The following is a 19,909-nucleotide window of genomic DNA, read 5'->3' as shown; positions in this document are numbered from 1 at the left end:
TCCTTTAAAATGCCACGGCAACGCGGTAGTAGATATTGAGGCGATCGGGACCAAGCCAGTCCGGATACGCCAGCGGACCGGCCACGGTAAAAGAGGTGGATAACCAGCGATTCGTCGTGGTGAACCCTACCGCTGCGCCCCACAAGGTTCCGGCGGCCCGGGGATCGAGTCGGTCAGCATGCAACCAGCCGCCATCCAGTGCGGCCAGAGCGCCGACCTGTCCAATGGCGGGGAGCGTAAAAAGCGCGTAGTTCAGTTCATTACGCCAGTAGCCGCCGTTGTCCCCTGAAATGTACTGTTCTTTAAAACCACGTACTGAGCTTTCCCCGCCTAAGGTCAGGCGCTCGCTGCCATATAAGCGGTCCGGAGACCACTGGCCGTAAAGGCTGCTAAGCCACCAGAGATCGTTGAGCAACGGGCGCTGAAAGCTGGCGCTCAGACTCCATTTTCTGAATTCCGCTTTTGGCAAATCGCCCGGTTTATTACCGTCACTTTCGGCACCAAACCACGGCATTCCGCGGGAAAACGTGGGGTTGAAGGTGGCAATCCCGGCAAACACTTTTTGCGTGTGGTTGAGGCCAAACAGCAGTGTCGTCAACTTACGGCTACTGCTCTGCAGCAAAACATCGTCGAGATAATTGTGGTTGGTCCGATAACTCAGTCCGGCGGAGAGGCCCGTTTTCAGGTCGCCGTTGCGAAAGAGAACCTGTGAGAAGTTTAGCCGGTGGGTTTCGGTGTCACCGCTGGTACGCCAGAGCCAGCCGTGGTTATCGAGTGTACTCAGGTAGTTATTCCAGCTGTAGCTGTAGTCAAACAGCGTATAACCGTAAGGAATGCTGACCCCTGCGGCAACATTCTGCGCATCTTTGGCATTCGAAAACGCGCTGCTGCGCCCGCCGCTGACAAACCAGCGATCGGCCAGCCCTAAAAGATTGTTGCCTGTTAAACCCGCGTTGATTTGTCCGCTACCTGTACTCTTCTGGCCGCTGTTGTCGACGCTCATCGACAACAAAAGTGGGCGCTCCGCTGTCGCCGTCAGGTTAACGATTGAACCGCCAGGTTTTTCGCCCGGCTGGATTTCAATTTGCACAGGCGTCGCGCGCGCGCGGTTAATCTGCTCCATCCCCTGTTCGATATCACGCAGGTTAAGAATATGGCCTTCCAGCCCTGGAAACGCCATTTTTAACTCACGTTTAGTCGCGCCTTCCATGGTGATTTTTTCGAGCTTTCCTTCAAGAATAGCCAGATGTAATACCCCGGAACGTAAATCCTGCTCGGTCAGAAAAGCGCGGCTGGTAATATATCCCCGACTGATATACCAGTCGGAAATAATATTTACGAGTTTAGTAATACGCGCAATATCCATGCACTGCCCAAGCCAGGGCCGGACTATTTTTTGCTGCTGACGCGGATCAATAAGCGTCGCGCCATCTAACGCGATGCGATGGATAGAAAAACAGGGACCATCAGAGGCTTCAGCCTGCGCAGGCATCGCCGCGTGAAGGCTTGGCGTGGCGCGCTCCAGCGATTCACGTTGCTGCTGGTTCTGACGCAGTAATTGTTGCTGCTGTTGCTCAACGCTGTCGCGATCGGCTGGCGATAAAAAAGCGGCGTAGGTGGTCAGACTCAGCGTCATTAGTCCCAGAGCCAAATACAGAGATTTCATCCGTGTTCTCGTTATTACTTAACGTGCAGTGCAAAAACATATTCCATTATATGTTGCGCGGATTTAAGCATGAAACTTACGGTATGTGAACATGAAATAATGAATGAGGATCGTTTTTAGGATAATGACTTTTTGCGCAGCAAAATAGACGGCAGGGGAAAATAACGAATGTATTAACACGTAGTTGATATATGTTTTTCAACCGCAATAGCACAGCCAGGTTACAGGATAGGGAAAATGGTGTCCGGTACGAAAAAGCTGCAAGAGGATAAGAAGCTGATATTGAATGGTACGCCCTACAGGATTCGAACCTGTGACCTACGGCTTAGAAGGCCGTTGCTCTATCCAGCTGAGCTAAGGGCGCCCTGAGAAGCGAGTGCTTCGCGGAGTGAAACGCCTGGAATTATACGGTCCACGTCCGTTGAGTCAATCCATTTTGCCAGGAAACTGCGGGGCTTATACGATGCTGGCGAAATATCCCTCAGCAACTGTACAAGAAGCATACCACCGGGGCGCTTACGCGCGTAAATCGACTTAGTGACCAGGCGCAACACACCAATATCCCTGAGCTGAACAGGGTCAAAACAGGCTAAATTCACCCCAGACAGGATAAAACCGCAAACGAGGACTGACAGCGAGGCCCGCTTCTGACAAAATATCCTCATCCCCCTTTCGTAAAGATACAGATGGAATCCTCTCTCTGATGGCAGCAAAAATTATTGACGGTAAAACGATTGCGCAGCAGGTACGCTCTGAGGTTGCGGAAAAAGTGAAGGCTCGCGTTGCGGCCGGAAAACGCGCCCCTGGGCTGGCCGTCGTGCTGGTCGGCAGCAACCCGGCCTCGCAGATTTATGTCGGCAGCAAGCGCAAAGCATGTGAAGAAGTGGGCTTCGTCTCCCGCTCTTACGATCTCCCGGAAACCACCAGCGAAGCCGAGCTGCTGGAGCTTATCGACACCCTGAATGCCGATAAGACCATCGACGGTATTCTGGTTCAGCTGCCCCTCCCCGCAGGGATCGACAACGTCAAAGTGCTCGAGCGCATCGCGCCGGATAAAGACGTCGACGGCTTCCATCCCTACAACGTTGGCCGCCTGTGCCAGCGGGCGCCGCGCCTGCGTCCGTGCACTCCGCGCGGTATCGTGACCTTGCTGGAACGCTACAATATCGACACCTACGGCCTCAATGCGGTGGTCATTGGCGCGTCCAATATCGTCGGTCGCCCGATGAGCATGGAGCTGCTGCTGGCCGGCTGCACCACCACCGTGACCCACCGCTTTACCAAAAACCTGCGCCATCACGTCGAAAACGCCGACCTGCTGATCGTCGCGGTAGGTAAACCGGGCTTTATTCCTGGCGAGTGGATTAAAGAAGGGGCGATTGTGGTCGATGTCGGCATTAACCGTCTGGAAAGCGGCAAAGTGGTCGGCGACGTGGTGTATGAAGACGCCGCCGAACGCGCATCCTACATCACCCCGGTTCCCGGCGGCGTTGGCCCGATGACCGTCGCCACCCTGATTCAGAACACGCTGCAGGCGTGCGAAGAGTATCACGACGTTGAGGAGGCCTGAGATGGCGACATTTTCCTTAGGTAAACACCCGCACGTTGAGCTGTGCGATCTGCTGAAGCTGGAAGGCTGGAGCGAAAGCGGCGCCCAGGCGAAAATCGCTATCGCTGACGGGCTGGTGAAAGTTGACGGCGCGGTGGAAACCCGCAAACGCTGCAAAATCGTCGCCGGTCAGACGGTGAGCTTTGAAGGCCAGAGCGTCACCGTCACGGCCTGACAGCGAAAAGAAAAACGCCCGCTTTAGCGGGCGTTTTTTTATGGCTTACTTCCGGCGCCAGGTGGTGCCCTGCGGGCCATCTTCCAGCACAATACCCATCTCGTTGAGACGGTCGCGCGCCGCATCCGCCGCCGCCCAGTCTTTCGCTTTACGCGCGTCCAGACGCTGCTGGATGAGCGATTCGATCTCCGCCACTTCCGCGTCGTCGGCCTGCGCGCCGCTCTGCAGGAACGCGTCCGGCTCCTGCTCCAGCAGACCCAGCACAGAACCCAGCTTACGCAGGTGGGCCGCCATGCCATTTGCCGCTGCGGCGTCCTCGGTTTTCAGGCGGTTCACTTCACGCGCCATATCGAACAGCACCGAGTAGGCTTCCGGGGTGTTGAAGTCGTCGTCCATCGCCTCGATAAAGCGTGCTTCGAAGGCTTCGCCACCCACCGCGTCGACGGATTTGTCCGTTCCGCGCAGCGCGGTGTACAGACGCTCCAGCGCCGAACGCGCCTGCTTGAGGTTCTCTTCGCTGTAGTTCAACTGGCTGCGATAGTGGCCGGACATCAGAAAGTAGCGAATCGTCTCCGCATCGTAATACTTCAGCACGTCGCGGACGGTAAAGAAGTTACCCAGCGATTTCGACATCTTCTCGCGGTCAACCATCACCATGCCGGAGTGCATCCAGTAGTTAACGTACTCGCCGTCATGGGCGCAGGTGGACTGGGCGATTTCGTTTTCATGATGCGGGAACATCAGATCCGAACCGCCGCCGTGAATATCGAAGTGGTTGCCAAGCTGCTTGCAGTTCATCGCCGAGCACTCGATATGCCAGCCCGGACGGCCCGCGCCCCACGGCGACGGCCAGCTTGGCTCGCCCTCTTTCGACATCTTCCACAAGACGAAGTCCATCGGATTCCGCTTGACGTCAACCACGTCGACGCGCGCCCCCGCCTGCAGCTGATCGAGATCCTGGCGTGACAGCAAACCGTAGTTCGGGTCCGTCGGCACGTCGAACATCACGTCGCCGTTATCTGCCACGTAAGCATGGCCTTTAGCGATCAGCTGCTCGGTGATCTCAATGATCTCCGCAATATGGTGCGTCGCGCGCGGCTCGCTGTCGGGACGCAGAATATTCAGCGCGTCAAAATCTTTGTGCATTTCTGCGATCATGCGATCGACCAGCGCGACAAAGCTTTCGCCGTTTTCATTAGCGCGCTTAATGATTTTGTCGTCAATATCGGTGATATTACGCACGTACTTCAGCTTATAGCCGAGAAAACGCAGATAACGCGCCACGACGTCAAAGGAGACGAAGGTACGGCCATGGCCGATATGACAGAGATCGTAAACGGTAATACCACACACGTACATGCCGACTTCCCCGGCATGGATAGGTTTAAATTCCTCTTTCTGGCGCGTCAGTGTATTAAAAATTTTTAACATCGAAGATTCCGTGTAGACGTGTGTGGGTAATGAAGTCTCTATAATACCCATAATTCAGACCGGACGCAGCACACATTGCAAGGTGCATCGACCCCCGCGGTTATGCTATAACACCCCCCTATATCTCACCCGACATCGGGTGCTGGCACCACACTCATCGGAACAGGATGCAAAAATGGTTACTTTCCACACCAATCATGGCGATATCGTAATCAAAACGTTTGACGACAAAGCGCCGGAAACAGTTAAAAACTTCCTGGACTACTGCCGCGAAGGTTTCTACGACAACACCATTTTCCACCGTGTTATCAACGGCTTTATGATTCAGGGCGGCGGTTTCGAACCGGGCATGAAACAAAAAGAAACCAAATCTCCGATTCAGAACGAAGCGAACAACGGCCTGAAAAACACCCGTGGTACGCTGGCAATGGCCCGTACTCAGGCGCCGCACTCCGCCACTGCCCAGTTCTTCATCAACGTGGCCGACAACGACTTCCTGAACTTCTCTGGCGAAAGCCTGCAGGGTTGGGGCTACTGCGTTTTCGCCGAAGTGGTTGAAGGCATGGACGTGGTAGACAAAATCAAAGCGGTTGCCACCGGCCGCAGCGGCATGCACCAGGATGTGCCGAAAGATGATGTGATCATCAAAAGCGTCACCGTCAGCGAGTAATTCGTGGCGACACTTTTTATTGCAGATTTGCACCTGCAAACAGAAGAACCGGCGATCACCGCCGGTTTTCTGCGTTTTTTACAGGGTGAAGCCCGCCAGGCGGACGCCCTGTATATCCTTGGCGATCTATTTGAGGCGTGGATCGGCGATGACGATCCCAACCCGTTGCACCAGCAGATTGCCGCGGCAATCAAAGCCGTCGTCGACGCCGGCGTGCCCTGCTATTTCATCCACGGCAACCGCGATTTTCTCGTTGGCCAGCGCTTTGCCCGCCAGAGCGGGATGCTCCTGCTCGCCGAAGAAGAGCAACTGGACCTCTATGGCCGTGAAGTGTTGATTATGCATGGCGACACATTGTGCACCGATGACCCAGGCTATCTGGCGTTTCGCGCCAAAGTCCACACCCCGTGGATCCAGCGTCTGTTCCTGGCCCTGCCGCTGTTTATCCGCCGCCGCATCGCCGCCCGCATGCGCGCCGACAGCAAAGCCGCCAACAGCAGCAAATCAATGGACATTATGGATGTGAATCCACAGGCGGTGGTTGACGCTATGGAGCGGCATCACGTGCAGTGGCTGATTCATGGCCATACCCATCGCCCGGCGGTCCATGAACTGCAGGCCAACGGCCAACCCGCATGGCGCGTGGTACTCGGCGCCTGGCACAGCGAAGGTTCGATGGTCAAGGTGACGCCGGACGACGTCAAACTGATCCACTTCCCGTTCTAGTTCCCCCGCGAGCACAATTCCGAAAGCGCCTTTTGCCTGGGCGAAGGTGCGCGCTTCCCCGCGTCCTGCATGCTAGTCTCCCACGACATCACTCTCAAGGAACGAGCATGAACAGGAAAAAGTGGAGTCAGCCGCTGATGTGGGGAATGATCATCGCGATCCTCAATCCGTTAGGGGTAAGTTATATCGCCTTAATCGGCGTCGCTATCGGCAACACGCTGACGTTTGTCTGGTGTGCAATGCTGGCGTGGGCCATCTATTTCTATGCCATTTATTTGCTCTGTACCCGCCCTCACGATAGTCGGCTGGTACAAATCTATTTACTGATTATGGGCACCCTGATGCTCCCGTGGGGGTTAGTGCTGCTTATCACCTGTATCATGAATGAGATAAAGGCCAATAAGCCGCGATCGACGTCATCACTGAACGAGACAAAAGACGGCTAACCATGCGCACGCAACCGTTTTCCTTGCTGGCAGTTCATGCTATTCTCTGTGGCCTCTAAAGCAGTGTGAAACACACCCACAGGAGTTTTAAGACGCATGTCTTCCCGCAATAATTCGGCGCGTATCGCCATCGTGATGGGGTCCAAAAGCGACTGGGCTACCATGCAATTTACCGCAGAAATCCTTGATGCCCTGAACGTTCCGTACCATGTCGAGGTGGTCTCCGCCCATCGCACGCCCGATAAGCTGTTCAGCTTCGCTGAAAGCGCCGAAAGCAATGGCTATCAGGTGATTATTGCAGGGGCAGGCGGCGCGGCACATCTGCCGGGCATGATTGCGGCGAAAACCCTGGTGCCAGTGCTCGGCGTACCGGTTCAGAGCGCGGCCTTAAGCGGTGTCGACAGCCTCTACTCCATTGTGCAAATGCCGCGCGGCATTCCGGTCGGTACGCTGGCCATCGGCAAAGCCGGGGCCGCTAACGCCGGCCTGCTCGCCGCGCAGATCCTCGCTCAGCATGATGCCGAACTTCACCAGCGCCTGAGCGCCTGGCGTAAGGCGCAAACGGATGAAGTGCTGGATAACCCGGATCCGCGGGGTGCGGCATGAAACAGGTATGCGTGCTCGGTAACGGTCAGTTAGGTCGCATGCTGCGCCAGGCCGGTGAACCGCTGGGCATCGCCGTCTGGCCGGTGGGGCTGGAAGCCGACCCGGAAGCGGTGCCTTTCCAGCAGAGTGTCATCACGGCAGAAATTGAACGCTGGCCGGAAACCGCCCTCACCCGCGAGCTGGCCCGCCATCCGGCGTTCGTCAACCGCGATGTCTTCCCGATTATCGCTGACCGCCTGACGCAAAAGCAGCTATTCGACAAGCTTGGCCTCGCCACTGCCCCGTGGCAGCTGCTGGCGGATAAAAGCGAATGGCCGGCGGTGTTTGCTCGTCTCGGCGAGCTGGCGATCGTTAAGCGTCGCGTCGGCGGCTACGACGGCCGCGGCCAGTGGCGCCTGCGCGCTGACGAAACCGCGCAACTCCCGGAGGATAACTACGGCGAGTGCATCGTCGAGCAGGGGATTAACTTCTCCGGCGAAGTGTCGCTGGTGGGCGCCCGCGCTCATGACGGTAGCACCGTCTTCTACCCGCTGACCCGCAACCTGCATCAGGACGGTATTCTGCGCGCCAGCGTGGCCTTCCCGCAGGCCAATGCCCGCCAGCAGGAACAAGCGGAAAGCATGCTGACGGCGATCATGAACGAGCTGAACTACGTCGGCGTGATGGCGATGGAGTGCTTCGTCACCGCCGAGGGGCTGCTGATCAACGAGCTGGCGCCGCGCGTGCACAACAGCGGCCACTGGACGCAAAATGGCGCCTCCATCAGCCAGTTTGAACTGCATCTGCGAGCGATTACCGACCTGCCGCTGCCGCCGCCGGTGGTCAACAGCCCGTCGGTGATGATCAACCTGATCGGTACCGATCTCAACTACGACTGGCTGAAGCTGCCGCTGGTGCACCTGCACTGGTACGATAAAGAGGTGCGTCCGGGTCGCAAAGTCGGCCACCTGAACCTCACCGACAGCGATACCGATCGCCTGAGCGCGACGCTGGAAGCGATCAAGCCACTGCTGCCGCCGGAGTACACCAGCGGCCTGTTCTGGGCGCAATCGCAGCTCAGCTAAGCCCTTCGTGCCGGGGATTTGATCTATCCCCTTCCCCGGCACACCTTGAGGCGCGTACAATCCCCCCCTTGCTATAAAGCCCATTTCTGTTTTGACTTCAGAGGATACCCCATGACCAATGGGACGGATTATCGCGCCATTCTCGCCAGCGATACGCCACTGATTGACGTACGCGCCCCGGTGGAGTTTAGCCAAAGCGCGATGCCGGCGGCGATCAACCTGCCGCTGATGAATGATGAAGAACGCGCCGCGGTCGGCACCTGCTACAAGCGCCAGGGGCCAGAGGCGGCGCTGGCGCTCGGCCATAAGCTGGTTGATGGCGACCTGCGCGCCAGCCGGATCCAGGCGTGGCTGGAAGCCTGTGCCCGTTACCCGCACGGTTACCTGTGCTGCGCCCGCGGCGGCCAGCGATCGCATATCGTCCAGCAGTGGCTGAAAGAAGCTGGCGTGGATTACCCCCTGATCGTCGGCGGCTATAAAGCGCTACGCCAGGCGGCGATCCAGGCCACCGACGAACTGGTGCAGCGCCCGATTGTGCTGATTGGCGGCTGCACCGGCAATGGCAAAACTCAGCTGGTCTGCTCGCGACCGGACGGTATCGATCTGGAAGGGCTTGCCCATCACCGCGGTTCTTCATTCGGTCGAACCCTGCAGGATCAGCACCCACAGGCCACCTTTGAAAACCATCTGGCGGTCAGCCTGCTTAAAAAAGCCGAACAGCAGACCCGCTGGGTGCTGGAAGATGAAGGCCATATGATCGGCGCCAACCATCTGCCGGAGTGCCTGCGCCTCCGCATGGCGCAATCGCCGCTGGCGGTGGTGGAAGATCCGTTTGATGTTCGCCTCGAACGGCTGCGCGAAGAGTATTTCGATCGCATGTATCGCGACTTTATCGCCGCGTATGGCGAAGAGAAAGGCTGGCAGGCATACGGCGAGTACCTCCATCACGGTCTGTTTGCCATCCGCCGTCGCCTGGGGCTGCAGCGTTTTGCTCAGCTGACTGAACGGCTCGATGAGGCGCTGGCGCAGCAGCAGCGCACAGCCAGCACCGAGGCGCACTTCGCCTGGCTGGTGCCGCTGCTGGAAGAATATTACGATCCAATGTATCGCTATCAGTTGGGGAAAAAAGCCGGGAAGATTATTTTTCGTGGCAACTGGCAGGAGGTCGCCGCCTGGCTGGCGAAGTAATCACATGCTCTATTGTCCCGGCTTGCGGCGTAAACGCCTTAGCCGGGCTACTGGTCGACGCGATTTATAGCCCCGGTAGCGCAGCGCGACCGGGGAGTTGTGACCGCTTAGAAGTCGTAGCGCAGGCGCACCAGGTTCATATCCCCCAGGTTGTCGGTGCTGGAGGTAAACACGTGTTCGTAATCAACGCGGAAACCGTAATCCAGCTGGAAGCTGATCCCCAGACCGTTATCGATACGCTGGTAGTTGCGGCCATTCACGTACTGCAGGCGGTCACCCATAAAGTACGGCTGAATAGATTTAACAGCGTATTGATTGATCGGGAATTTATAGCCCGCAAAATATTCAATCCCCCAGGCGTCGCCGGCGAAGTAGTTATGCACATCGGTTTTTTTGGTGGTGAGGAAGTTCTGATACCAGCCGCCGCCGAAGGAGAAGGTCCAGTTATCCGGGGTCCAGCTCAGCGCGGTACCGACGATGTTCTGGTCATAGGTTTTGTTGTCGGAACTTGACGGGTCGCGCATTTCGGCGCGAGTGTAGTTCCACGCGGTCCCCCAGGTCAGGTCCTTCATGATGTGGTAGTCCGCACCAATAGAACCGCCGCCTTTACGCTTGTAGCGCAGGCCGTTGCCAGGCAGATACTCACTATCTTCGAACAGATAAGAGCCGTAAAGATCGACATCACCCACGGTTTTCTTATATTTCAGCATATTACGTGAACGATAAGAACCATCGTAATCGCCGTTAATACCGTTGCCTGGGGCCTGTCCGATCATATCGTAGTCCCAAATATCGGTTTTCGCGCCGACCACATCATAGTAAATGCTGTTCTGCTGCCCGTAGGTTAACGTCCCCCAGGTATCGCTTTTCAGGCCGGTATACAGCATGCGGCGGGTGGTATTGTTTGCGCCTTCCGCGTAGTGGTTATCCCAGTCAAACAGTGCCGGAATGTTCACCCCCAGTTCGTAGTAGCTGATCCAGCTAATATCATCGAACAGGTAGTAATCCGCCGCGAAGCGGAAACGGGTGCCACCGTCGAAACCGTTACGCTTATAGGATCCTTTATCACCATCGCCGCTCATCATGTTGAACTGCGGACGAATACTCCCGCCGACGGTAAAGTTAAGCCGACTTAACGGATCGCCCGCCTGCGGATCTTGTTTCAGCAGCGTGATCTCCGCGTGGGAAGCAAATGACGTTAACGCTAATGCTGCGCCGATCGAGATCGCCAGCGCTTTTATTTTATGTGCCATAGTTTTTCCTTGATTAATAAGCAACCTTATATTTACCAGCTGAATATTAACCGCGAATCCACACAGTGTGTTGTCGGTTTTTTAATGTTTTGTGCGCTTAAAAATCAACTGGTTATCAATTTGTGCGCTTAAAATAAAAGCGCCGCCAAAAACGGCGGCGCATCATCGAAATGCAATAATCTTACTGGCTAAACTGGCGGAACAACGCTTTCCCTTTTAACAAACGCAGCCCCAGCCCGCCGCCGCACAGAGATAACAACACCGCTCCCGTCAGCGGCAGCATCACCCACAAGCGCCAGTCCGGCGCCCAGGGGAAATCAAAGACTCGGGTCTGCAGCATCGCCAGCGCCACTTCCGCGCCTATCGCCGCCACCAGTCCGGAAACCAGCCCCAGCAGGGCAAACTCCGCCCACAGCGTGGCACGCAGCAGAGATTTACCGGCCCCCAGCGTGCGCCAGACCACCAGCTCCTGATGCCGCTGGCGCATACCGACCTGGACCTGCGCCAGCAACAACAGCACGCCGCAGGCCGTCACCAGGCCCACCATCACCTCCAGCGCCCGGCTGACCTGGGAGAGCACCTGGCCGACCTGACGCAGGATGGCGCCGATGTCCAGCAGGCTAACGGTGGGAAACTCGCGGTTCAACTGGGTCAGCATCGCGGGACCGTTATCCCAGCGGAAGCTGGTGAGCCAGCTCTGCGGCTGCCCGTCCAGCGCCCCGGAGGGGAAAATAAAGAAGAAGTTTGGCCGCAGGCTCTCCCAGTCAACTTTGCGCACGCTGCTGACCTTCGCGCTGAAGTCCTGGGTATCGCCGGTAAAGGTCACCGTATCGCCGATCTTCACCCCCAGCCGCTGCGCCAGTCCCTCTTCAATCGACACCTCGCCCGGCTTCGGCGGCCAGTTGCCGGCCACCAGCGGATTATGATCCGGACGATCGGCGCTCCAGGTCAGATTGAGTTCCCGGTTAAGCGCTTCATCTTTGTTACCGTCCGTGGAGTGACCGTTGATCTGCGTCAGACGAGCCCGGACGATCGGATAAAATTCCGCCGCCCGGGTCTGGTGTTCGGCGAGGAAAGTCTTCACCGGCATTATCTGCTCAGGGGCGATATTGATCAGAAAGTAGTTCGGGCTTTCCGGGGGCAGCTGCTGCTGCCAGCGGTCAAGCAGATCGCCGCGCAGCACCAGCAGCAGCGCCAGCAGCATAAACGACAGGGAAAACGCCGCCAGCTGGCTGAGGGTCGACCACGGCTGGCGCAGCAGGCGGTTCACCGCCAGGCGCAGCGGCAAGGCTTTGAGCGTCAGGCGTTTGAGCAGCCACAGCAATCCCCAGCCCACCAGGCCGCACAGCAGCGCCAGTACCACTGCCCCGGCCAGTACAGACCACAGCAGCGGGCTGCCGCCCATCAGCCAGGCCAGCCCCCCGACCACTATCGCGCAGACCACAGGAATATAGTGTTTCAGCGGCCAGACGTTAGCCACGACATCCTGACGCAGCACCCGCAGCGGCAGGGTCGCCAGCAGCAGTCGATACGGCCGCAGGCCCACCAGCAGGGAAATGACGCCTGTCGCCCCGATAGCCCACAGCCACGGCCAACCGCTGGCAGCGGGTAGTGCGGCGGGCAGCACCGGTTTGAGCATCAGCAACAACAGGCGCTCCAGCGCCAGGCCCACAACCCCACCGGTTATCACCGACAGCGTCAGCAGCAGCAGCCACTGACCGACGATAAGCTTGCGCAGCTGCGCCCGCCCCGCGCCCAGCGTCTTCAAAATCGCGACCAGATCGTAGCGGCTGCGACAGTAGTGGCTCATCGCCACCGCCACCGCGGCGACGGCCAACAGCAACGTCAACAGCGCGGATAACAGCAGGAACTGCTGCGAGCGTTCGAGGGATTTGCCCAGCGCGCTGTCGTCCTGTTCGAGGCCAATCCAGCGATGTTCCGCGCCGAGCTTCGGCAGCAGCCATTGTTCATAATCCGCCAGCTGTTGCGCGTTACCGGCGAACTTATAGCGCCATGCGACGCGACTGCCGGGCTGCACGGCCCCGGTTTTTGCCACGTCGGCCATATTCATCATCAGTCGCGGCGCCATCTGGAAGGGGTTAAACCCCGCGTCTGGCTCCTGAATCACTTCCCCGGCAATACGCAGCGTGGCATCGCCCACGTCAATCGTATCGCCGGTTTTCAGGTTCAGGAGCGCCATCAGCCTTGGCGCCAGCAGCACGCTCCCCGACTGCGGCCTCAGCCCCGGCGGTTGCGTTTCGAGGGTGCCATACAGCGGATAGCGGTCGTCCACCGCCTTAACGTCCGCCAGCTGCGGCGTATCACCGGCGAATGTCATGGTGGCGAAGCTCAGCTGCTCGCCGACGGTCAGCCCTGACTTCCGCGCTTGCGCGATCCACTCGGCGGGTACCTCGCGGGAACTGCGCAGCGTACGGTCGCCGGCCATAAACTCCCGGCTTTGCTGGCTAAGGCCTTTCTCCATCCGATCGCTTATCGACCCCAGAGCCAGCACGCAGGCCACAGAGAGACTTAACGCCAGCCAGACGATCAGCAGCGACGGCGAGCGCCATTCGCGCCAGAACCAGCGGGCGATCATGCTTCCTCCCGCAATTGGCCATCCACCAGGCGCAGACGGCGATCGCAGCGCGCCGCCAGCAGCGGATCGTGAGTGACGAGGATCAGGGTGGTACCGTGTTCGCGATTAAGCGAGAACAGCAGATCGGCAATTTTGTCCCCGGTCTGGCGATCGAGGTTGCCGGTGGGTTCATCAGCGAACAGGAGGGCCGGGCGACCATTAAAGGCCCGGGCCAGCGCCACCCGCTGCTGTTCACCGCCGGAGAGTTGCGCCGGCAGGTGGTGCAGGCGTTTGCCAAGCCCCAGTTGCTCAAGCAGCGCGCGGGCATCGCCCTGACTCTCGCTGTCGCTGGCGCCGCGCAGCAGCGCCGGCAGCTCGACGTTCTCCAGGGCGTTGAGCGTTGGGATCAGCATAAAGGACTGAAAAACAAAGCCAACGTGCTGCGCCCGCAGCGCCGCCCGCGCCTCTTCATCCATTTGGTGCAGTGGTTTGCCCAGCATTGAGACTTCCCCGCTGCTACCATCGTCCAGGCCAGCGAGGATCGCCAGCAGGGTCGATTTGCCGGAACCCGACTCACCAATCAAGGCGATGGTCTGCTGCGGTTTGACAACCAGCTCAACTCCGGTGAGGATGGAGAGCTGATGCTCTCCCTGACCGACGGATTTCTTAAGATGATGAACTTCAAGTATGTTTTCCGCTGGCATGTGCCTTTCCTGTTTTTGTTCCTGTTTACCTGCCGCGCGATGGCGGCGGACACGCTGCTAATACTCGGCGACAGCCTGAGCGCTGGCTATCGAATGGCGGCCAGCGCCGCCTGGCCTGCGCTGCTCAATGAGAAGTGGCAGGCGAAAACGCCGGTAGTGAACGCCAGCATCAGCGGCGATACCTCGCAGCAGGGGCTGGCCCGCCTGCCTGCGCTGCTTAAGCAGCATCAGCCGCGCTGGGTGCTGGTTGAGCTCGGCGGCAATGACGGACTGCGAGGCTTTCCACCGCAGCAAACCGAGCAGACGCTGCGCACCATTATCAAGGATATCAAAGCGGCCAACGCCGAGCCGCTGCTGATGCAAATTCACCTGCCGGCGAACTATGGCCGCCGTTATAATGAAGCCTTCGGCGCGATTTACCCGGCCCTGGCCAGGGAGTTCAAGATTCCTCTCCTGCCCTTTTTTATGGAAGAGGTGTATCTGAAACCGCAATGGATGCAAGACGACGGCATTCACCCGAATCGCGACGCGCAGCCGTTTATCGCCGACTGGATGGCGAACCGGCTGGCTCCCTTAGTTAATCATGACTCCTGAACGCCAGGGGTCGCTGACAGGTAAAGTTATGCAAAAAACGGTTTTAGTGACAGGCTGTTCCAGCGGAATTGGTCTGGAAAGCGCGCTGGATTTAACCCGCCAGGGCTTTCGCGTGCTGGCGGCCTGCCGCAAAGCGGAGGACGTCGCGCGGATGCAGGAGCGGGGGCTAACCGGTATTTTGCTCGATCTGGATGACCCGCAGAGCGTGGAGCGCGCGGCAGCGGAGGTGATTGCGCTGACCGATAATCATCTCTATGGCCTGTTCAATAACGCCGGATACGGCGTCTATGGCCCGCTGAACACCATCAGCCGCCAGCAGATGGAACAGCAGTTTTCCGCCAACTTTTTCGGCGCGCATCAACTGACCATGCTGCTGCTGCCGGCGATGACGCCGCACGGCGAAGGGCGTATCGTGATGACCTCCTCCGTGATGGGGCTTATTGCCAGTCCCGGTCGCGGCGCCTATGCCGCCAGTAAATACGCCCTCGAGGCGTGGTCCGATGCGCTACGCATGGAACTGCGCCACAGTGGTATTCAGGTCAGCCTGATTGAACCGGGCCCGATCCGCACCCGCTTTACCGATAACGTCAACCAGACGCAAAGCGATAAACCCGTAGAAAATCCGGGCATTGCCGCCCGCTTTACCCTCGGGCCGGAGGCGGTGGTGGAAAAAGTGCGCCACGCTTTTACCAGCGATAAGCCAAAGCTGCGCTATCCGGTCACCCTGGTCACCCATGCGGTGGCGCTGCTCAAACGCCTGCTTCCCGCCCGCGCGATGGACAAAATTATCCACGGCTGAGTTGAAGCGCGGCATGCCGCCCCCATGTAAAACAGAAATCGACTAACGAGAAATGCCCATGTCCGAACAGAATATTGTCAATATTAGCGAAGCGAACCTGCAGCAGACGCTACAGCAGTCCATGAACGCCCCGGTGCTGTTTTATTTCTGGTCTGCCCGCAGCCAGCACTGCGAACAGCTGACCCCGGTACTCGAGCGACTGGCCGCCCAGTACAACGGCCAGTTCACGCTGGCGAAGGTCGATTGCGACGCCGAGCAGATGCTCGCTTCACAGTTTGGTCTGCGCGCCATCCCTACGGTTTATCTGTTCCAGAACGGCCAGCCGGTGGACGGTTTTGAAGGCCCGCAGCCGGAAGAAGCGATTCGCGCCCTGCTGGATAAAGTCCTGCCGCGCGAAGAGGAGCTGAAAGCCCAGCAGGCGCTGGCCCTGATGCAGGAAGAAAAATACGCCGAGGCATTACCGCTGCTGAAGGAAGCCTGGCAGCTGTCGAATCAGGACAGCCAGATTGGTCTGCTGCTGGCGGAAACGCTGATTGCCCTGCACCGGTCTGATGAAGCGGAAAGCGTGCTGAAAACCATCCCGCTGCAGGATCAGGATACCCACTATCAGGGGCTGGTGGCGCAGATTGAGTTGCTCAAACAGGCCGCCGACACCCCGGAAATCCAGCAACTGCAGCAGCAGGTGGAACAGAATCCGGACGATGCGCAACTGGCCTCCCAGCTGGCGCTGCAGCTGCATCAGGTCGGGCGTAATGAAGAAGCGCTGGCGCTGCTGTTCAGCCATCTGCAGAAGGATTTAGGCGCCGGCGATGGCCAGGCGCGCAAGATGCTGCAGGAGATCCTCGCCGCCCTCGGTACCGGCGATGCGCTGGCGGCCAAATATCGTCGTCAGCTGTATTCGCTGCTGTACTAATCCGTTGCCCTTACCCGGATAGCGCTGCGCTTACCCGGGCTACAGATTACGCCGTGGTAACCCGGGTACGGCATGAACACCGCAACCCGGGATCGTTCACGGGCGCTTTTTCAGCTGTGTCACCACCAGCTGATGGCGGGCATTGAAGAACTTCCGGTAGGTCAGATAGCCGGCGATAATCGTCGACAAGCTGGCGGTCGACAGCAGCATAAAGGTCACCATGATCTGGTACTTAATCGCCTTCACCGGGTCAATACCGGCAAAAATTAGCCCCGACATCATCCCAGGCAAGCTCACCAGCCCGACCGTTTTCGCTGAATCGACGGTGGGAATCAATGACGCGCGAATGCTCTCGCGAATCAGCCGCGCCGCAGCCATCTTCGGCGTCGCGCCGAGGCTCAGCTTCTCCTGAATCTGCTGCTGCTCGCTGCTGAAGCGCTGGCCCATATTGTTGTAGCACAGCCCCACCGCCACCATGGCGTTCCCGGCCACCATCCCGGCAATTGGAATAACCTGCATCGGCACAAAGGCGATCGACCCCGAGAAGACCAGTACCGCCAACGTTAGTCCGGCGCCAGTGGTAATAGCGATAAACGACGAGACAAAAGCTTTATCGATATATTTACTGCGCTTCTTCGCATTCCACGCCGCGTTAAAGCAGATAAACAGCACCATCAACAGCGTCAGAACCGCATGATTGACGTTAAAGATATATTTCAGCACATAGCCGACGATAATCAGCTGCACGATCGCCCGGCAAATGCTCCAGATAATATCTTTTTCCAGTGCCAGTTTTTCCCGATAGCTGACCAGAATAGCGATCAGCACCAGCACCATCGACAGCGCCAGCGATTCGTTCGTAATGTTATGCCCGTTCATGCTGTACCTCCTGCATGTTTCCGCCGGCAGGTTGCAGCGTAATCACTTCATCGGCATGCGAAATTTCATTGCGATCGTGGGTGACCCACAGAACAGCGACCTGTTTTTCCGTCGCGTAGCCATGAATAATTTCATTCACATTCTGTTTATTACTTTCATCCAGCGCGCTGGTAATTTCGTCCAGCAGCAGCACGCGCGGCAGAAATTGTAAATTGCGGATCAGCGATACGCGCTGCTTTTCCCCGCCGGACAGTTCGTTAATAGACTTTTCCAGCATATTTTCGCCAAGGCCAAAGCGCTGCAGGTCAGCCACCAGCGCCTGCGGATCGGGTTGTTTATTGCGGATCTGCCACGGAAAAACCAGGTTATCGTAGACTGAATCACCGAACAGCGCCGGCGTCTGCGCGCAGTAAGACACCTGCTGACGATAGGTTTCCGGCGACAGCGTCGCGATATCCACATCGTCAAAAAACAGGCGTCCGGAGGTTGGGCTGAGCAGCGAGGCGATAATCTTCAGCAAGGTGCTTTTCCCGCAGCCGGAAGGCCCGGTAATCAGCTTAAATTCTCCGGGTCTGAGCTGAAGATTGATATTGTGTAAAATAACTGCGTCGTCGGTCTTAAACCCCACACCTTCGAGACGCAAAAGCGCGTTATTTTCCTTCATGAGTCTTCCTGATTATTTTCTGAAACACCGCTAGTTTACCCCACTTTCCTTTCTCCAGGATGAGGAGAAAGATATACTCAGTTTAAACATGCGCTATTTCCTTGTAGCGCCCCACCAGGCAACAAGACAGGAGGTTTTTGATGCTGATTTTTATTCCTATCCTTATTTTCGTCGCGCTGGTCATTGTGGCCGCGGCGGTGAAAATTGTTCCGCAAGGCTATCAGTGGACGGTAGAGCGTTTTGGGCGCTTTACCCAGACGCTGCAGCCAGGATTAAGCTTAGTCGTGCCGTTTATGGACCGAATCGGCCGCAAAGTGAACATGATGGAGCAGGTGCTCGACATCCCCTCGCAGGAGGTTATCTCCCGGGATAACGCCAACGTCACCATCGACGCGGTCTGCTTTATTCAGGTGATTGACGCGCCAAAGGCCGCCTACGAGGTCAGCAATCTTGAGCTGGCGATCGTCAACCTGACGATGACCAACATCCGTACCGTGCTCGGCTCGATGGAGCTGGATGAAATGCTCTCCCAGCGCGACAGTATTAACACCCGACTACTGCATATCGTTGACGACGCAACCAACCCGTGGGGGGTGAAAATCACCCGCGTCGAAATTCGCGACGTTCGCCCACCGGCGGAGCTTATCGCCTCGATGAACGCCCAGATGAAAGCCGAACGTACCAAGCGTGCCTATATTCTGGAGGCGGAAGGGATCCGCCAGGCGGAAATTCTGAAAGCAGAAGGGGAAAAACAGTCGCAGATCCTCAAAGCCGAGGGCGAACGGCAGTCCGCGTTCCTGCAGGCGGAAGCTCGCGAACGTTCCGCCGAAGCGGAAGCCCGCGCCACCCAGATGGTGTCATCGGCGATCGCCTCGGGAGATATTCAGGCGATCAACTACTTCGTGGCGCAGAAATATACCGACGCACTGCTCCAGATTGGATCCGCTAACAACAGCAAAGTAGTGATGATGCCGCTGGATGCCAGCAGCCTGATGGGATCGATCGCCGGGATCAGCGAGCTGATTAAGGAAGGCGCTGGCGATCGGAAAAAATCATGATCGACATGATCCTCGCCCACCCCCATCTGTTCTGGCTAAGCCTGGGCGGACTGCTGCTGGCGGCCGAGATGCTTGGCGGCAGCGGATACCTGCTGTGGAGCGGCGTCGCTGGCGTGGTGACCGGCGCTCTCACCTGGCTCCTGCCGCTGAGCTGGGAATGGCAAGGGACGCTGTTTGCCGTTCTCACCCTTCTTGCTGCGTGGCTGTGGTCGAAATGGCTGCGCAAGCGCGTCAAAACGCAGCGCCCGGCCGATGCTCAGCTTAACCAGCGCGGGCAGCAGCTGGTTGGCCGCCGCCTGACGCTGGATGCCCCGCTGGTAAATGGCCGCGGCCACGTGCGCGTGGGCGACAGCTCCTGGCCGGTAATTGCTGACGAAGACCTCGCGGCGGGCAGCAAGGTCGAAGTGGTCGCCGTCGAAGGGATTACGCTACGGATCAGGCCCGCTGTCCGTTAAGCCTGCGCCTTGCGATGACAGCAGCCGGAAAGATTATCGATAATCGGGCACTCCGCGCTGTCATCGCCGGGGCAGGATTCGGCCAGCGCCAGCAGGTGCGCGCGCATATTTTGCAGCTCGCGGATATGGTTCTCGATATCCGCCACTTTCTCCAGCGTGCGTTTTTTCACATCGGCGCTGTGGCGCGACGGATCGTTAAATAAGGCCACCAGCTCGCGGCACTCTTCCAGATTAAACCCCACCTGTCGCGCCTGGCGCAGCAACGTCAGCTCATCGAGATGCTGCTGACTGTAGGTGCGGTAGCCGTTTTCGCTCCGCAACGGCGGCGTCACCAGCCCCTTCTCTTCGTAAAAACGAATCGCTTTGCTGGTTAAACCGGTTTTTTTCGCCACATCGCTGATATTCATTTTTTCTCCTTGACCTTCCCCTTGCTG

Annotated in this window: 22 protein-coding genes and 1 tRNA gene; 14 read left to right on the top strand and 9 right to left on the bottom strand. The window is 58.0% G+C overall.

What is annotated here, in order from left to right:
- Window positions 1-4: 4 nt before the first annotated feature.
- Both CWM61_RS14655 and CWM61_RS14650 read right to left on the bottom strand, forming a co-directional pair.
- Window positions 5-1,666 carry a ShlB/FhaC/HecB family hemolysin secretion/activation protein gene (locus tag CWM61_RS14655; protein ID WP_100631447.1) on the bottom strand — a complete coding sequence of 554 codons (1,662 nt, stop codon included), beginning with the start codon at window positions 1,664-1,666 and terminating at the stop codon, window positions 5-7.
- Between the two features lie 287 nt (window positions 1,667-1,953).
- Window positions 1,954-2,030: transfer RNA gene (locus tag CWM61_RS14650), tRNA-Arg, on the bottom strand.
- 339 nt (window positions 2,031-2,369) lie between these two features.
- On the opposite strand from CWM61_RS14650, the gene folD reads away from it, so the two are divergent.
- Window positions 2,370-3,236: a bifunctional methylenetetrahydrofolate dehydrogenase/methenyltetrahydrofolate cyclohydrolase FolD gene (gene folD, locus CWM61_RS14640; RefSeq protein ID WP_004143017.1), complete on the top strand. Its 867-nt coding sequence runs from the start codon at window positions 2,370-2,372 to the stop codon at window positions 3,234-3,236.
- A gap of 1 nt (window position 3,237) precedes the next feature.
- Window positions 3,238-3,450, top strand: a complete 213-nt coding sequence (gene ybcJ, locus CWM61_RS14635) for a ribosome-associated protein YbcJ (protein WP_004143016.1) — start codon at window positions 3,238-3,240, stop codon at window positions 3,448-3,450.
- Window positions 3,451-3,495: 45 nt separating this feature from the next.
- On the opposite strand, the gene cysS is transcribed toward ybcJ, so the two are convergent.
- Window positions 3,496-4,881 carry a cysteine--tRNA ligase gene (gene cysS / locus CWM61_RS14630; RefSeq protein ID WP_100631446.1) on the bottom strand — a complete coding sequence of 462 codons (1,386 nt, stop codon included), beginning with the start codon at window positions 4,879-4,881 and terminating at the stop codon, window positions 3,496-3,498.
- 175 nt (window positions 4,882-5,056) lie between these two features.
- Between cysS and ppiB the strand changes: the two genes are divergently transcribed.
- The 6 genes from ppiB (at window position 5,057) to mnmH (ending at window position 9,581) form a co-directional block, all read left to right on the top strand.
- Window positions 5,057-5,551, top strand: a complete 495-nt coding sequence (gene ppiB / locus CWM61_RS14625; protein ID WP_008805471.1) for a peptidylprolyl isomerase B — start codon at window positions 5,057-5,059, stop codon at window positions 5,549-5,551.
- Window positions 5,552-5,554: 3 nt separating this feature from the next.
- Window positions 5,555-6,277, top strand: a complete 723-nt coding sequence (lpxH, locus tag CWM61_RS14620; RefSeq protein ID WP_074386697.1) for a UDP-2,3-diacylglucosamine diphosphatase — start codon at window positions 5,555-5,557, stop codon at window positions 6,275-6,277.
- A 107-nt stretch (window positions 6,278-6,384) separates the two neighbouring features.
- Window positions 6,385-6,723: a hypothetical protein gene (locus CWM61_RS14615; RefSeq protein WP_060876188.1), complete on the top strand. Its 339-nt coding sequence runs from the start codon at window positions 6,385-6,387 to the stop codon at window positions 6,721-6,723.
- A gap of 96 nt (window positions 6,724-6,819) precedes the next feature.
- Window positions 6,820-7,329, top strand: a complete 510-nt coding sequence (gene purE / locus CWM61_RS14605; protein ID WP_074386698.1) for a 5-(carboxyamino)imidazole ribonucleotide mutase — start codon at window positions 6,820-6,822, stop codon at window positions 7,327-7,329.
- The gene (purK, locus tag CWM61_RS14600; RefSeq protein WP_008805468.1) at window positions 7,326-8,393 is read left to right on the top strand and encodes a 5-(carboxyamino)imidazole ribonucleotide synthase; all 1,068 of its coding nucleotides are present in this window, start codon (window positions 7,326-7,328) and stop codon (window positions 8,391-8,393) included. The genes purE and purK overlap by 4 nt, the downstream gene beginning before the upstream one ends.
- Window positions 8,394-8,504: 111 nt before the next feature.
- A complete protein-coding gene (gene mnmH / locus CWM61_RS14595; RefSeq protein ID WP_100631445.1) occupies window positions 8,505-9,581 on the top strand; it encodes a tRNA 2-selenouridine(34) synthase MnmH in 1,077 nt (358 codons plus the stop codon).
- Window positions 9,582-9,688: 107 nt separating this feature from the next.
- Here mnmH and CWM61_RS14590 read toward each other — a convergent pair whose 3' ends face one another.
- Complete coding sequence (locus tag CWM61_RS14590) at window positions 9,689-10,834, bottom strand: porin (protein ID WP_074386700.1); 1,146 nt, start codon at window positions 10,832-10,834, stop codon at window positions 9,689-9,691.
- Between the two features lie 91 nt (window positions 10,835-10,925).
- On the opposite strand from CWM61_RS14590, the gene CWM61_RS29260 reads away from it, so the two are divergent.
- On the top strand, window positions 10,926-11,054 hold the full coding sequence (locus tag CWM61_RS29260) for a hypothetical protein (RefSeq protein ID WP_165784178.1): 129 nt from the start codon (window positions 10,926-10,928) through the stop codon (window positions 11,052-11,054).
- Here the strand turns inward: CWM61_RS29260 and ybbP are convergent.
- Together ybbP and ybbA are read right to left on the bottom strand one after the other, a co-directional pair.
- Window positions 11,016-13,430, bottom strand: coding sequence for a putative ABC transporter permease subunit YbbP (ybbP, locus tag CWM61_RS14585; RefSeq protein WP_100631444.1), 2,415 nt, complete (start codon window positions 13,428-13,430; stop codon window positions 11,016-11,018). The genes CWM61_RS29260 and ybbP overlap by 39 nt on opposite strands.
- Window positions 13,427-14,113: a putative ABC transporter ATP-binding protein YbbA gene (gene ybbA / locus CWM61_RS14580; RefSeq protein WP_074386810.1), complete on the bottom strand. Its 687-nt coding sequence runs from the start codon at window positions 14,111-14,113 to the stop codon at window positions 13,427-13,429. Before ybbA ends, ybbP begins: the two co-directional genes overlap by 4 nt.
- Between ybbA and tesA the strand changes: the two genes are divergently transcribed.
- From tesA to CWM61_RS14565, 3 genes are read left to right on the top strand one after another with little or no spacing between them, the layout of a single operon-like run.
- The gene (gene tesA / locus CWM61_RS14575; RefSeq protein WP_165785270.1) at window positions 14,084-14,707 is read left to right on the top strand and encodes a multifunctional acyl-CoA thioesterase I/protease I/lysophospholipase L1; all 624 of its coding nucleotides are present in this window, start codon (window positions 14,084-14,086) and stop codon (window positions 14,705-14,707) included. The two genes, ybbA and tesA, sit on opposite strands and share 30 nt — an antisense overlap.
- Window positions 14,697-15,506: an SDR family oxidoreductase gene (locus CWM61_RS14570; RefSeq protein WP_165785110.1), complete on the top strand. Its 810-nt coding sequence runs from the start codon at window positions 14,697-14,699 to the stop codon at window positions 15,504-15,506. The genes tesA and CWM61_RS14570 overlap by 11 nt, the downstream gene beginning before the upstream one ends.
- Window positions 15,507-15,564: 58 nt before the next feature.
- Entirely contained in the window at window positions 15,565-16,419 is an 855-nt protein-coding gene (locus CWM61_RS14565; RefSeq protein ID WP_074386703.1) for a co-chaperone YbbN, read from the top strand.
- A gap of 96 nt (window positions 16,420-16,515) precedes the next feature.
- Here the strand turns inward: CWM61_RS14565 and fetB are convergent, their stop codons facing one another.
- Window positions 16,516-17,298 (bottom strand): iron efflux ABC transporter permease subunit FetB, encoded by a 783-nt coding sequence (gene fetB, locus CWM61_RS14560; RefSeq protein WP_012968803.1) that lies wholly within the window; start codon window positions 17,296-17,298, stop codon window positions 16,516-16,518.
- Entirely contained in the window at window positions 17,285-17,962 is a 678-nt protein-coding gene (gene fetA, locus CWM61_RS14555) for an iron efflux ABC transporter ATP-binding subunit FetA (RefSeq protein ID WP_074386704.1), read from the bottom strand. The genes fetB and fetA overlap by 14 nt, the downstream gene beginning before the upstream one ends.
- A 140-nt stretch (window positions 17,963-18,102) precedes the next feature.
- Between fetA and CWM61_RS14550 the strand changes: the two genes are divergently transcribed.
- On the top strand, window positions 18,103-19,020 hold the full coding sequence (locus CWM61_RS14550) for an SPFH domain-containing protein (protein WP_074386705.1): 918 nt from the start codon (window positions 18,103-18,105) through the stop codon (window positions 19,018-19,020).
- On the top strand, window positions 19,017-19,475 hold the full coding sequence (locus CWM61_RS14545) for an NfeD family protein (protein ID WP_061155507.1): 459 nt from the start codon (window positions 19,017-19,019) through the stop codon (window positions 19,473-19,475). Before CWM61_RS14550 ends, CWM61_RS14545 begins: the two co-directional genes overlap by 4 nt.
- On the opposite strand, the gene cueR is transcribed toward CWM61_RS14545, so the two are convergent.
- Window positions 19,472-19,882 carry a Cu(I)-responsive transcriptional regulator gene (cueR, locus tag CWM61_RS14540; RefSeq protein WP_002892208.1) on the bottom strand — a complete coding sequence of 137 codons (411 nt, stop codon included), beginning with the start codon at window positions 19,880-19,882 and terminating at the stop codon, window positions 19,472-19,474. The two genes, CWM61_RS14545 and cueR, sit on opposite strands and share 4 nt — an antisense overlap.
- Window positions 19,883-19,909 lie beyond the last annotated feature (27 nt).

The organism is Klebsiella sp. K-Nf6 (assembly GCF_002806655.1).
GTDB classification, from domain to species: domain Bacteria; phylum Pseudomonadota; class Gammaproteobacteria; order Enterobacterales; family Enterobacteriaceae; genus Klebsiella; species Klebsiella variicola.
This window is presented reverse-complemented; position numbering and strand designations above follow the sequence as displayed.